10 protein-coding genes are annotated in these 14,039 nt (G+C 60.2%); 4 read left to right on the top strand and 6 right to left on the bottom strand.

Annotation, left to right across the window (positions count from 1 at the left end):
- Window positions 1-54 precede the first annotated feature (54 nt).
- On the bottom strand, window positions 55-1,320 hold the full coding sequence (locus tag I6L34_RS05595) for a RidA family protein (protein WP_216956099.1): 1,266 nt from the start codon (window positions 1,318-1,320) through the stop codon (window positions 55-57).
- 1,188 nt (window positions 1,321-2,508) lie between these two features.
- On the opposite strand from I6L34_RS05595, the gene I6L34_RS05590 reads away from it, so the two are divergent.
- Window positions 2,509-3,381, top strand: a complete 873-nt coding sequence (locus I6L34_RS05590) for a hypothetical protein (RefSeq protein WP_216956096.1) — start codon at window positions 2,509-2,511, stop codon at window positions 3,379-3,381.
- A 22-nt stretch (window positions 3,382-3,403) separates the two neighbouring features.
- Here the strand turns inward: I6L34_RS05590 and I6L34_RS05585 are convergent, their stop codons facing one another.
- Window positions 3,404-4,525, bottom strand: a complete 1,122-nt coding sequence (locus I6L34_RS05585; protein WP_216956095.1) for an anhydro-N-acetylmuramic acid kinase — start codon at window positions 4,523-4,525, stop codon at window positions 3,404-3,406.
- Between the two features lie 313 nt (window positions 4,526-4,838).
- Window positions 4,839-6,164: a peptidoglycan DD-metalloendopeptidase family protein gene (locus I6L34_RS05580; RefSeq protein WP_139493629.1), complete on the bottom strand. Its 1,326-nt coding sequence runs from the start codon at window positions 6,162-6,164 to the stop codon at window positions 4,839-4,841.
- A 109-nt stretch (window positions 6,165-6,273) separates the two neighbouring features.
- Between I6L34_RS05580 and tyrS the strand changes: the two genes are divergently transcribed.
- Window positions 6,274-7,473 carry a tyrosine--tRNA ligase gene (tyrS, locus tag I6L34_RS05575; RefSeq protein ID WP_216956091.1) on the top strand — a complete coding sequence of 400 codons (1,200 nt, stop codon included), beginning with the start codon at window positions 6,274-6,276 and terminating at the stop codon, window positions 7,471-7,473.
- A 42-nt stretch (window positions 7,474-7,515) separates the two neighbouring features.
- Here the strand turns inward: tyrS and I6L34_RS05570 are convergent, their stop codons facing one another.
- Entirely contained in the window at window positions 7,516-8,451 is a 936-nt protein-coding gene (locus tag I6L34_RS05570) for a LysR family transcriptional regulator (protein ID WP_216956088.1), read from the bottom strand.
- Window positions 8,452-8,559: 108 nt separating this feature from the next.
- On the opposite strand from I6L34_RS05570, the gene budA reads away from it, so the two are divergent.
- Both budA and alsS read left to right on the top strand, forming a co-directional pair.
- Complete coding sequence (gene budA, locus I6L34_RS05565; protein ID WP_005338506.1) at window positions 8,560-9,354, top strand: acetolactate decarboxylase; 795 nt, start codon at window positions 8,560-8,562, stop codon at window positions 9,352-9,354.
- Window positions 9,355-9,372: 18 nt separating this feature from the next.
- Window positions 9,373-11,043 carry an acetolactate synthase AlsS gene (gene alsS, locus I6L34_RS05560; protein WP_216956085.1) on the top strand — a complete coding sequence of 557 codons (1,671 nt, stop codon included), beginning with the start codon at window positions 9,373-9,375 and terminating at the stop codon, window positions 11,041-11,043.
- 116 nt (window positions 11,044-11,159) lie between these two features.
- Here the strand turns inward: alsS and I6L34_RS05555 are convergent, their stop codons facing one another.
- Window positions 11,160-12,572 (bottom strand): MATE family efflux transporter, encoded by a 1,413-nt coding sequence (locus I6L34_RS05555; RefSeq protein WP_216956082.1) that lies wholly within the window; start codon window positions 12,570-12,572, stop codon window positions 11,160-11,162.
- Window positions 12,573-12,645: 73 nt separating this feature from the next.
- Window positions 12,646-13,584, bottom strand: coding sequence for a LysR family transcriptional regulator (locus I6L34_RS05550; RefSeq protein WP_042055187.1), 939 nt, complete (start codon window positions 13,582-13,584; stop codon window positions 12,646-12,648).
- Window positions 13,585-14,039 lie beyond the last annotated feature (455 nt).

Below are 14,039 nucleotides of genomic sequence, written 5' to 3'. Positions count from 1 at the left end.
GGCATGTAAAAAGAGACCGGCATATAGCCGGTCTCTTTTTTATTTCCGCAACCTTTACGCCTGTGGCGGGGTGCTTTCGGCGTTGGACATCACTGCATCGATTTGTACCAGAGCACCGGCGGGAAGTTCACTTACCCCGATTACGGTGCGGGCAGGCAGGTAGCCCGGGAAGTATTTGGTGTAGACGGCGTTGACCGCATCCAGATCCGCGATATTGCCGAGCTGGATATTGACCTTGACGATATCGTCCATCACATGGCCGATGCTCTCCACAATCGCCTTGATATTGCTCAGGCACTGGGCGGTCTGCTCCTTGATGCAGCCAGCCAGGATCTTGCCGGTGGCGGGGTCTATCGGCAGCTGCGCAGAGAGATGGTTGTAGTGGGAGAAGGCGACGGTCTGGCAATGGAGCGGGCTGCGCGGTGCCTTGTCGGTATTGCGGGCGCGGATCACCAGATTGTGTCTGTCTTCCACCAGTTGTGGCGGGGTGCCGTCACCGTGGGAGATGACCGCATCCATCTGCACCCGTGCCCCCATGGGCAGGGCGGCGGCACTGACCACCGAGCGGGCAGGCAGATAGGCCACGGCGCGGGCAATGGCTGAGTCGGGGAAGAAGGTGGTGTAGACCTCGTTGACGGCCTCCAGATCGGCCAGATCGGTCAGATAGACGGTAACCTTGACGATATCGTCAAACGGCACGTCGATGCTCTCCAGCACCGCCTTGATATTGCGCAGGCACTGACCCGCCTGCTCCTTGATGCCACCGGCAACCAGCTGGCCCGAGGCGGCCTCGACCGGCAGTTGCGCACCGATATTGTTGTAGTGGGAGAAGGCCACGGTATGGGTCGAGAGCGGATTGTGCGGCGCCTTGTCGCTATTGCGGGCGAGTTTAACCAGCGGGCAAGGATCTTGCGGGAAGGTACCTTCGCCGTTGGAGATGATGGCATCGATCTGCACCAGCGCGCCCAGCGGCAGGGCGGCGACGGCGAGGGTGGTGCGGGTCGGCAGATAGCCCGGGAAGAATTCGCGATAGACGGCGTTGACCGCCTCAAGATCCGCCATCTCTTTCAGGAAGATGGTCGCTTTGACCATATCGTCCATCACATGGCCGATGCTCTCGATGATCGCCTTGAGGTTGCTCAGGCACTGTCTTGCCTGCGCGGTGACATCGCCGCTCACCATCTTGCCGGTGGCGGGATCGACCGGCAGCTGGGCGGAGATATTGTTGTAATGAGAAAACGCCACCGTTTGGGTGCAGGGGCCCAGATCCTGGGGGGCATGGGGGGTATTTCTTGCCGACTTGATGATGGTGCCACTCATAGATATGCCTCTTTTTAATATTTGTTGTTCATTCAGGTAAAGGTTTACCCCATCTTGTTGTACGCCACGGCCACTGCGCCAGCGGCGGCATCCCCGGTTATTATTTGTGATCCACTCAATTACTGAGAGAAATAAGGGAGAAGAGGACAGGGTAGATATTTCAGACGCTGCGATTCTATGAGTGGCTATCAGGGGTTGCAAACCGCTGATTGCATTTCTATGAGATGGCTCAATGGGCGCAAATTTAATCATATTGCTATTCAATTCACCCGAAATAGGAGCCAATTTGTGCGCAAATGGTGCCGAGCCGGCGGACAGCCTTGCCCTGACTGGGTTTGCTCTCCCCCTCTTCGGGATATTGGCGTGTGAATAAAGGGTTAATATTATGCGCCGATGTGCAAATAATGCATATTATGGTGCATGGATATCTGTTTTCAGCTCTTTTAAGGGGCTATGAAAATTCCCGTGAATATGCATATCCACCTTATTAAAGATACCTCTGGAATATAATTCACGGCTTTTGCATTCCTCTCTATTAATGATTATTCCGGCATACTCGATGATGCCTTGCTGGCAGCCGGGATCTGTTATTAACGCCATAAAATTCTATGCCATTAATTTGCACGGCGGATCTGCTCCTGCTGCACAGGAGTGGGGATCATGGCGTTGGCGTTGGCGTGACGGTGTGCAGGTGCGGGGGCGCTCGATAAGAGATGGCGATGGATGAAATATGGCGCTAGATGAGGAAGGGGTGGTGGTGGCAATCCGCTTCTCTTCACGCCGGTTGCATCCCCCGATGGGGGGGTTGTCCCGTGTCGTCGCTTTTTCCACTTTTTGCGGCTTTGTCTGATCTCCCTCTTATCTGTGGCTGGTTGTGATGATTGGGATGGTTTTCAGGGCTCGGGAACAGCTCAGGTGATTTCGCAGAAATAAAGTTTAATATATTGTTTTTAAAGGTAAATTTGTCAAAAAATGGATTTATCGACCGCTTCTTATGGTTTCTTGATGAAACTGTTAATTAGTGGCGTGATTGCGAGTCAGGTCGCTTTTTTTAATCGCTATTAATCGTATGATTAATAAGGTGATCAAGGAGCCCTGACGGAGAGCATCGATGCACCGGCAGGTCATTGCCCAGGATTGGCAAACGAGATCGCGTCGCGATCATCATTACCTGACAGTGGAGGATTTATGCTGGGTTTCGTTCTGGGCGATATGTATTGTCAAACATCTGGGCAGCGGTTACCTCCTCGCCTGGGAAAGAGCTTTCCCATTCCTGCCGATTACCGACTGCGCGGCCGGGTATCCGCCGCCATCATGACCATCGAGAGCCTGCTCGATACCCCTTATCCGCAAAAGCAGTTTCGTGATCTGGTCTTTGGCGCCTTTATCGAGCGCCAGCGTCGGCTGTTTGGCGAACATGTGATTGTGGCCCGCATGGAAGGGGAGGAGGGGCTGGAGCTGTCGATTGACCTCTCGTTTGTCAGCACCGCCGTACCTGTGGGCCTCTTGGCCATCTCTGAAGAGCTGGCCCTCGCCACGGCGCCGCGTCCCAAGAAGAGCCATCCCCATTACGAGGCGCTGTGCAAGGCGATCGACTGCATGGTGATGCTGATGTTTTATGGCAAGGTGATCCGCCAGCGGAATACGGTGTTGGAAAATATCGGCCATCAGTTTGGTTATCAGCCCGCGGCGACCCTGACGGCGCGTGTTGGCAAGGGTGGGGAGGATGATTACGATGCCTTCATGGTCAATATCATGACCTGTATTGCTCACTCCAATTCGCTCAAGGAGGCGCTGGAGAATGCCAGCCGGATGGGAATTCAGGAGCCTGCTTTCTTCTGCATCGTCGGTGCGATTGCCAGCACCCTGTGGGGCATGCCCAGACAGTGGGCGTATCAGGCCTCACAGCTGATCCATCGCTCCCACCACCACTACATCCAGAATCTGCTTCGCTGTGAAACCCGTGCCGGGCGGCGCCATATCAATCTGGAGCCGCCAAAGCCCCCGCTGTTTGCACCGATCCGGCAACAGGTTGTGCGTCTGTTCAAGGGGGCACACTGATCCGCAGCCCCCTTGTCATCACTCAGGCGGGATAGAAGGCACCCAGCACAGCCGGACGGCTGGCGCCGGTGACGGCGGGCAGGTTGCCCGGCTTGCGGTGAACAAAACACATGGCCAGCCAGGCAAAGGCTGCGCCTTCCACCCAGTCGGGGGCAAGGCCCAGCTCGGCGGTGCTGGCGATGCGCCATGCAGGCAGCAGGCTGGCCAGCTCCTTCAGCAAGGGGGCGTTATGGGCACCGCCGCCGCAGACAAACAACTCGGCTTTCGGCTGGCTGGCACCAACTGATTCGGGCCGGGCGGGCAGTTGGCGGGCGATGCTGTGGCTGGTGAGCGCCTGCAGGGTGCGCTGCACATCCACGGGGGCGTATGAAGTCCCTGCCAGCTCTCCATCGAGCCAATCGAGGGTGAACATCTCCCGTCCGGTGCTCTTGGGGGCGGGGGCGGCGAAATAGGGGTGAGCCAGCAGCTTCTCCAGCAGGGCCGGGATGGGCTTGCCACTGGCGGCCCATTTGCCACCGGCGTCATAGCTGCCGCTGTGGGGCTGATGGCGGCGATACCAGCCATCGAGCAGGGTGTTGGCCGGGCCGGTATCAAAACCATATACCCCGCCCGGATTGCCTGGCAGCACCGAGATATTGGCGATGCCGCCGAGGTTCAGTACCACCCGCAGGGCGCCGGGTTTGGCAAACAGCGCCTGATGGAAGGCGGGCACCAGCGGCGCCCCCTGACCGCCGAGGGCCATATCCATGGTGCGAAAATCGGCGATAACGTCGATGCCGGTCAGCGCCGCCAGCAGGGCGGCGTTGCCGATCTGCAGGGTAAACCCGAGCTGGGGGCGATGGCGGATTGTCTGGCCGTGGCTGCCGATGGCGCGAATATCTTTGGGCTCAAGCTTCGCCTTGGCCAGCAGCGCGTGGGTGGCGGCGGCAAACTCTCGCGCCACCAGATTATCGGCCACCCCCATGCGGTCGATTTCGTTGTCGCCCGGGGTGCAGAGGGCATGCAGCGTGCGGGCGGTCTCTTGCGGCCAGGGGTGACAAAGCGCCGCTTCGACCCGCAGTTCATCCCCGGCGATCATCACCAGCACGGCATCAATGCCGTCCATGCTGGTTCCCGACATCAGACCGATATAGCGCTCAGCCATGGTGTCTCCTTACATTGCTGTTCGAAAATACGGTGTGCAGAGAGGGTGAAGAGGGGAACGGCTTTCATCCCATGCCACATGGCGTGGTCTTTGACATCAGACCGATATAACGCTCAATCATGTTGCATCCTCAATGCGGACCGGAAAAAGAGTGAGAGAGACAGGATAGATAAGCCCTTGCTTCCGTGCCACATGCCCCTCCCGGTGTTCCATCTCATCTTATGTTCGAAAGTGGACTCATTTCAATCTGGTTACCTGGCGCGGGTTCAATAAAAGGGGCTGGCAGGGCCTTCACCCTGCCAGCCCTGATGGCTTAGTTGCCGCGACTATCCCGCTTGTTCTGGGCCAGCTGTAGCTCGGGGTTGTCGAGCTTGGCCAGTTGCGGCATCGCCAGCTTTTTGAAGTTGGCCAGCTCGCGTCCGCTCAGGGTCTCTGCCTGCGGCAGGGTGAGGGTGCGCGGGTTCTTGTGAATGCCGCCCACCACGAATTCGTAGTGCAGGTGCGGGCCGGTGACGCGACCTGTGCCACCCAGAGTGCCGATGGTCTGTCCCTGCTTTACCCGCTGCCCCTTGTTGACGGTGCGCTTGGAGAGGTGCAGGTACTTGGTCACATAGTTGCCGGCATGCTTGATAAAGACGTAGTTGCCGTTGAACTGGTTGTAACCGGCGGCCACCACGCTGCCGGAGCCCGCTGCCATGATGGGGGTGCCCACCGGCGCCACATAGTCGATGCCGTTGTGGGGGCGGATCTTGCCGGTCACCGGATGGAGGCGGCGCGGGTTGAAGTTGGAGCTGATGTATTTGAAGTTGACCGGCGCACGCAGGAAGCTCTTGCGCATCGCTTTGCCTTCCGGGGTGTAGTAGTTGCCATCTTCATTGAGCACGGCGCGGTAGGCGGTGCCCTGGTTGACGAACTCCGCCGCCAGAATATCGCCGGAGGCGACCCGCTCGTCGTCGCGGAACTTGTCTTCATAGACCACCCGGAAGCTGTCCCCCGGCTGCAAGTCCTGGGCAAAGTCGATGTCCCAGCCGAAGATGGCAGCCAAGTCCATGATCTGATCTTCGGTCATCCCCGCATCCACCGCGGCGCCCCAGAAGCTGGAGCGGATCTCCCCTTTGCTCACCTGTTCGCGGGTGTCGAGGGCGATTTTGACGTTGCGGGCGACAAAGGTCTCCTCCTTGCGGCTCACCTTGAGCGCCTGCTCCAGACTGTGGGGGTAATAGAGGCTGTGCAGCTCGCCGTTCTCGGTGAGCTTGAAGGTGAGCTCCTGCCCCGGTTGCAGCATCCGCAGGGGATCGCTGCCCTCGAGCTGATCGATTAGGTGCAGATCCGTGGTGCTCAGGCCAATGCGCTGGAAGATCACCCCCATGTTGTCGCCACGGCGCACCTTCACCTGCTTGGTGATGTAGCGCGGCTTGGGCGGGGTAACGGGCTGGGCGGCTTCGGCCGGCAGCTCGTCGTTCAGTGTGTTGTCGTTCGCCGGTTCTCGCAGTGCAATCTCGTTGCCGTTTTCATCGACCCGTGTTGCTACTGCCTGTTCGCTTGGCCAGGCAGCCAGCATCATGATCATGATGCTCAAGATCAGCACCATCTTGCGGTGCCAGTGGGGGAGTGCGTTGAAGGCGTGCCAAATAACCATGAGAAGCAGATGAAGTCGGGCAGAATGGACGGATTTTACAGCCTTTCCAATTGGCCCGCCATTCCAGTAATATGTTTGGCCCTGTGGAATCGTGATGGAGAGTCAAAAAATGTCCCAGCTCGAGGTGGCGCTAGCCGAGATCAAGCGCGGAGCGGAAGAAATTCTGGTTGAAGAAGAACTTGTCGCCAAGTTGAAGAAAGGGCGCCCGCTGCGCATCAAGTTGGGTATGGACCCGACCGCCCCCGACATTCACCTGGGTCATACCGTGATCCTCAACAAGCTGAAGACCTTCCAGGATCTGGGCCATGAAGTGATCCTGCTGATCGGTGACTTCACTGCCATGGTGGGTGACCCCTCCGGCAAGAACGCTACCCGTCCGCCGCTCTCCGAAGAGGCTATCAAGCATAACGCCCTCACCTATGCCGAGCAGGCGTTCAAGATCCTCGACCCCGCCAAGACCCGCATCGAGTACAACTCGACCTGGCTGAGCGAGCTGGGTGCGACCGGCATGATCAAGCTAGCGGCCAAGCAGACCGTGGCCCGCATGATGGAGCGCGACGACTTCAAAAAGCGCTACACCGGCGGCCAATCCATCGCGATTCACGAATTCCTCTATCCGCTGCTGCAAGGCTATGACTCGGTCGCGCTGAAGGCGGACGTTGAGCTCGGCGGTACCGACCAGAAGTTCAACCTGCTGATGGGCCGCGAGCTGCAAAAAGATGCCGGCATGGCGACCCAGTGCGTGCTGATGATGCCGCTGCTGGTGGGTCTGGATGGCGTCAAGAAGATGTCCAAATCCGCAGGCAACTACATCGGCGTTCACGACGCTCCGGGCGAGATGTTCGGCAAGATCATGTCCATCACCGACGATCTGATGTGGAACTACTACGAGCTGCTCTCCTTCCGTCCGCTGGCCGAAATCGAAGAGTTCAAGGCAGGCATCGCGGCCGGTACTCTCAACCCGCGCGACGTGAAGATCTGGCTGGCCAAAGAGATCATCGCCCGTTATCACGACGAAGCGGCGGCTGAAGCGGCTCACGAAGATTTCACCCAGCGCTTCTCCAAGAACGCCATTCCGGACGAGATGCCGGAAATCGAGCTGGCACTGGAAGGCGAAGGTCTGGCCATTGCCAACCTGCTGAAAGAGGCCGATCTGGTGGCTACCACCTCCGAAGCGCTGCGGATGATCAAGCAGGGCGCGGTCAAGGTGGATGGCGAGAAGCTGGAAGATGGCAAGGCACTCATCGGTGCCGGTACCGCCGTCTATCAGGTCGGCAAGCGCAAGTTTGCCCGCGTGACTGTCAAATAAGCAGTACCGTCAAATAAGCCGTCGCATCAGGCAAGCTGGTCATCAAACCTGTTCAAGCTTGTTCAACAGGGCCTCCTTCGGGAGGCCTTGTCGTATCTGGGCGGCACGGATCTGGGCGATAAAGTGCCGCAGCACGGCACTGCTTGGATGCGGCCGTGTCGCCAGACTGATGCTGGTCATCATGCCATTGCCCTCAATGGGGTGATAACTGACCCCGAGCGGGCGCAGCGCCGCCACCGAGCTGGGCACCAGGGTCACGCCAAAGCCCGCCTGCACCATGCCGACGGTGGAGATCACCTGCGGGCATTCGGGCCCCAGTATCGGCTCGAACCCCGCCTCCCGGCAGAGACCCACGATGCCGTCATAGAGCCCGGGCCCGATGGCGTGGGGAAACAGAATAAAACTCTCGTCCTTCAGGCAGGCCAGTGGCAAGGGGCCCGGCTTGGCCTTGGGGTGGCTGGTCGGCAGGGCGATCAGCAGCGGCTCCTGCTCGATAAGGTGATGGGCAAAGCCCTCGCTACCCCGGCAGGGGAGCCGCAAGATGGCGGCATCCAGCCGATCGTTGCGTAGCGCCTCCACCAGTGCCGGCATGGTGCCCTCCTGCGGGCTGAGGGCCACCTCGGGGTAGCGCTCCCGATAGTCGTGCAGCAGGGTCAGCACCGCGGGGTGGAGCACGGTGGAACCGGCAAAGCCGATCCGCAGCGCCCCCTGCTCGCCCCGGGCAATCCGCTTTACCTTCAGTTTTGCCGCATCGGCCAGCGCCAGGATCTGCGCCGCATCCCGATAGAGGCTCTCGCCCGCCTCGGTCAGTTCGACACTGCGGGTCAAACGGCGCAGCAGCGGGGTGCCCAGGGTCTCTTCCAGCTTGCGGATCTGCTGGCTCAGCGGCGGCTGGGCCATGTTGAGTGATTCGGCTGCGCGGGTGAAATTCTGCTTTTCAACAACGGCCATGAAGTAGCGGAGCGTACGAAGTTCCATATCGATTGAGTCTCAAAGTCATGGGATCAGCGTATTGGTGTTGAAATGTGAACCAAGTCACCATTGGATCCGAACGCTAACAGGATTCACGGTGGAGGTGAAACCCGAATGGAACATATTGCAACATCTGACAGTGCTGGGTGCAGCTGTGCCCTCGAAGTGAGCCAGCAGTTTTCCCGCTGGCGCAGGCAGCATGACGGTGGCGAGATCTACCAGAGTTCCCTGATGAGCGCCCTGCTGGCGGGGGTCTACGAAGGGGAGACCACCATGAGCGAGCTGCTGCGCCACGGCGACTTTGGCCTCGGCACCTTCAATCACCTCGATGGTGAGCTGATCGCCTTCGAGCGCCAGATCCACCAGTTGCGCTCCGATGGCTCGGCCCGTCCCGCCCGCGCCGATCAGAAGACCCCCTTTGCGGTGATGACCCATTTTCGCCCCTGTCTGGAGCGTCGCTTCGATCACCCCCTGAGCCGTGACGAGATCCACCAGTGGGTGGATCGGCTGGTGGGATCCGACAACGTCTTTGTCGCCCTGCGTCTCGACGGCCAGTTTGAAACGGCCAAGGTCCGTACCGTGCCGCGTCAGGAGCCCCCCTATCGCCCCATGCTGGAAGCCATCGAACAGCAACCGCTGTTCCGCTTTGCCGCGGTGGCGGGAACCCTGGTGGGCTTTCGCTGCCCGCCATTCGTGCAGGGGGTCAATGTGGCGGGCTTTCACGAACACATGATCACCGCCGATCGCAAGGGGGGCGGCCATCTGCTCGACTACACCATGGCCCACGGTACCCTGCGACTTTCTGTGGTGCGTCACCTCAATCTGGCCCTGCCATCGGATCCCGCTTTCCGGCAGGCCGACCTCAACCCTGCCGATCTCGATCGCGCCATTCAGGCCGCCGAAGGCTGATAGACAAGGAGCAATAACATGGAAAACAGACAGTGGAAGTGCGGTGCCGAGCTGGTGGTTCGTCATCTGGAGGCGCAAGGGGTCAAGCAGGTGTTCGGGATCCCGGGGGCCAAGATTGACCGGGTATTCGATGCGCTGGAGGATTCCCCCATCGAGACCATAGTGGTGCGCCACGAGGCGAACGCCGCCTTTATGGCGGCCGCCGTGGGACGCCTCACCGGCAAGGCGGGGGTGGCGCTGGTCACCTCGGGCCCCGGCTGCTCCAACCTTATTACCGGGTTGGCGACTGCCACCTCGGAGGGGGACCCCATGGTGGCGCTGGGCGGTGCGGTGCGCCGTGCCGATGGCCTCAAGCTCACTCATCAGAGCATGGATACGGTCAACCTATGCCGTCCGGTCACCAAGTTCAGCGCCCAGGTCAACAGCGGGGCGGCAATTTCGGAAGTGATGGCCAACGCCTTTCGCGCCGCCGAGCTGGGACGGCCGGGGGCGGCGTTTGTCAGCTTGCCGATGGATATCGTCAACAAGCCGGTGCAGGGCAATGTGCTGGTGCCCCGCGAGGTGCCGGAGCCGGGCTGCGCCGATGAGCAGAATATGGAGCAGGCATTGACCCTGCTGCGCAACGCCCAGAATCCGGTGGTGCTGCTCGGCCTGATGGCGAGCCGGCCGGAAAATGCCGAGGCAGTGCGCGCCTTCCTCGACAAGGCGCGGCTGCCGGTGACCGGTACCTATCAGGCTGCCGGGGTGGTGGACAGCTGCCACTTCGATGACTTTGCCGGACGGGTGGGGCTGTTTAACAACCAGCCGGGGGATCAGCTGCTGGCGGGGGCCGATCTGGTGATCTGCATCGGCTACAGCCCCATCGAGTACGACCCCGTGCTGTGGAATGGCGATCGGGAGCGGCGCATCCTCCATATCGACGTGCTGCCTGCCGATATCGACAGCAGCTACTGCCCGACCGCCGAGCTGGTGGGGTCGATCCGTGCCAACCTGTTGCAGCTGACCCGCATCATGGGCAATCCGAAAATCCGCCCCCCCGAGGTGGATCGGCTGCTGCAAGGGGTACGTCAGCAGCGGCTGCGACTGGCGATGCGGGCCGACGATCTGCACGGCAATCCGGTTCACCCCTTGCGTATCGTGCGCGAGCTGCAGGATCTGGTGCGCGACGACATGACCCTCTGCGTCGACATGGGCAGCTTCCATATCTGGATTGCCCGCTACCTCTACAGCTTCCGCGCTCGTCAGGTGTTGATCTCCAACGGCCAGCAGACCATGGGGGTGGCACTGCCGTGGGCCATCGGTGCGGCGCTGGTGCGGCCGGGAGAGAAGGTGATCTCGGTATCGGGGGATGGCAGCTTTATGCAGTCGAGCATGGAGCTGGAGACGGCGGTGCGGCTCAAGAGCAATATCGTTCACATCATCTGGGTCGATAACGGCTACAACATGGTCGCGATGCAGGAGCAGCAGAAATATTGCCGCACCTCCGGCGTCTCTTTTGGCCCCATCGACTTCAAACGCTATGCCGAATCGTTCGGGGCGGCAGGTTTTGCGGTGCGTTCGGCCGACGAGCTGCGTGCCACCCTGCGGGCCGCGCTGGCGGTGGAGGGGCCTGCGGTGGTGGCGATCCCGGTGGATTACTCCGACAACCCGGGGCTGATGGCCCAGCTCAGGCCAGAAGTATTGGCATAAGTGGGGGCAGCAGTGCTGGCCTGAATCCTTGTGTAAGGGCAGGCAGACCCGCCCATATAGCAAAAACCGGCATCAATGGATGCCGGTTTTTTTATTGTTTTGCGGGACTGGTGGCCTTAACGGGCCAGCTGGACGGCGGCGCGTGCGCGGGCCGGTTGTGGGCGCTGTTTGGCTTTTGGCGCGCAGGCCATTTTCAGGCGCAGCCACTCGCGCCACAGCAGCCAGCAGAGCGGCAGGGTGAGCAGCAGCACGGTGGCGGGCTGGGCCATCAGCACCCCATCACGGCCCCACAGTTGCGGCAGCAGGAAGATGAGCGGCAGCAGCAACACGGTTTTGGCGATGGAGATGACCAGCGCCTGACGGGTACGCGCCATGGATTGCAGCAGCACTATGCCGAACATGATGATCCCCTCCAGCGGAATGGCGCCGAGGTTGAGGGTCAGGCTGCTGATGGCGGCGGCCAGCAGCTCGGGATCCTTGTCGCCGGTATAGAGCATGGCGACCTGTCCCGGCAGCAGCTGGATGGTGAGCCATACCAGCATGCCGTAGATAAAAGTGAACTTGAGCCCCATCTCCATCAGGTACTTGAGGTTGCGATGGCGCTTGGCCCCTGCCGCCTTGCTGATGAGCGGCTGAATGCCGAAGGCGAGCCCCTGCAGAATGACGATAAAGACAGCTTCGGTGTAACCGGCTACGGTAAAGCCCGCCAGATCCTTCACATTGCCATACACCATCAGCTGGCTGTTGTGCAGCATCAGCAGCAGGCCGAGGTTGAACTGGGCAATCAGGCTCGGCAGACCAGTAAAGAGCAGGTGCGGCATGGCGGGGAGGTTGGGTACCAGATCCCGCCAGCTGAGGTGAAGCCGCGCCCAGGGGGTAAAGAAGTAGCCAAGGCCGATCAGGCTCACCGCACCCTCTGCCATCAGGGTGGCCTGCGCGGTACCGATCAATCCCAGTCCCAGCCGACCCACCATGATGTAGTTGAGGATGATATTGAGCACGGCGCCGCTGCTCACCAGCACCATGGCCAGTTTCGGGCGGCCATCGTTGCGCAGCAGATAGGGGACCGCCAGATTGCTGGCCAGCAGCAGGGTACCGCCGCCAATCCAGGTGAGGTAGTCGCTCGCCTGTTTCCAGGTCTCGGTGCCCTGTTCAATCCCCAGTCCCAGCAGGATATCGGTGTGGGTGTAATAGAGCAGCACCGGCGCAACTACCCCGAGACCGGCCAGCAGCCAGAGGGCGTTGACCAGCGCCTGACGGGCCAGCTTGTCGTTTTTCGCCCCTTGCTGGAAGGAGATGGCGGTGGCCGCCCCCATGCTGATCATGGCGGCCAGACCGATCAGCACCATGATGACCGGATAGACCAGGTTGATCCCGGCGAGGCCAGCGGCACCGACATAGTGGCCGACGAAGATGCCGTCGATGAGGTAGTAGGCCCCCGAGACCAGCATGGCAAGAATGGACGGGAGGGCGTAAGCCCAGAAGCGACGGGTCATGGCCCGTTGCCGCAGTGTTAAATAGGCAGACATATCTGTTCTCTCGGGGAGTTCGATTATCGAACAGCTAGTCTAGATTAATACTTATTTGGTGATAATCAGGGTTTTACTTGATGAATTGCTGAGTATTACTCACTAATCCGGGGTTTTGGTAGTGCGCCTTGAGCATGTCGATCAGGATGCGCAGGCCGCTGCCCAGCTGATGCCGACTGGGATAGAAGAGGTAGAAGCCGGCAAAGGTGGGACACCAGGGTTCCAGCACGGTGAGCAGTTTCCCCTCCGCGACTTTCTGGCTCACCTCCTCTTCCAGACAGTAGGCGAGCCCCAGCCCCGCCTCGGCGGCGCCCAGATAGAGGGCCGGGGTGCTGGTGGTGAGCGGCCCGGTCACTTCGATCTCCAGCATGGTGCCGTCGGCGGCAAAGGCCCAGCGATAGTGGTGGTGCGGAGTGAGGCGATAGCCGATACAGGCGTGGCGGCTCAGCTCGCTCGGGTGCTCCGGCGTACCGTGCTCCGCCAGATAGGCCGGGGAGCCCACCACCAGATAGCGCTGGGGCGGGCCGAGGGGGATGCCGATCATCTCCTTGGGCAGCAGATCGCCATAAAAGAGCGCGGCATCGTAACCATCTTCAATCAGCCGGGGCATCAGCTCCTGCTCCACCACCTCCACCTGCATCCGCGGATAGCGGGCCAGATAGTCGATCAGCACAGGTGCCAGCAGGCTGTCGATGGCGCCGCGCGGAGCGCAGAGTTTGAGTCGCCCGACCGGTTCATCGCTGTTGCGGGCCAGCTCGCAAAGCGCCTCTTCAAGAGTATTGAGGGTGGGGAGCAGCTGCTTGAGCAGCCGCTGGCCCGCTTCGGTCGGTACCACGGCGCGGGTGCTGCGGTTGAGCAGCCGTACTCCCAGACGGGCTTCCAGCCCCTTCAGGCTATGGCTGAGGGCGGAGGCGGAGACCCCGAGCTCGAGGGCAGCCTTGCTGAAACTGCGGTGACGGGCGACGGCGGCAAATACCGCCAGTTCGGCGAGATCGGTACGGGTAATGGTCATCATCAATCAACAAAAAGGCGTGAGTCACAAGGGTACGCCAAGGCCGTGCTGCACACAATCCGCGCTAAACGGGTGGCTTGTTGCAAATATGTAGCTGCTATCAGGCCATTGATTCCAGTGAAACTAAGTTGAATTGTTAAAAAAAACTCACAATAAGGCGCTTTGAGTGTGATCTTGGTCGTCCGAAAGGCGACCAAAATCAAACTTTGGTTGATTAATTCAAAAAAACGCTGTGATTAATAAGGGCATTTAATTAAAGTCAGCCCATCAAGAGTGGCGCACGTTAATCGGTTGTTAAGTGAGACGGGCGCCGACCCTCAGGGTCAAAATCTCGCACTGTTGTTTGTTGCAATCCTGTTGTCACAAGGAGTGATGGCCAGGTTGCCGGGGGGCGAGAGGTTAATATCAAGGACGGACAGCAGGCGTTCCAGGGAGATGGAACCGGGCCAAGGCCC

It is taken from the genome of Aeromonas sp. FDAARGOS 1404 (assembly GCF_019047085.1).
Classification (GTDB): Bacteria; Pseudomonadota; Gammaproteobacteria; order Enterobacterales; family Aeromonadaceae; genus Aeromonas; species Aeromonas veronii.
Note: the sequence above shows the minus strand (reverse complement) of the source record. Positions and strands in the feature narration are given on the sequence as shown.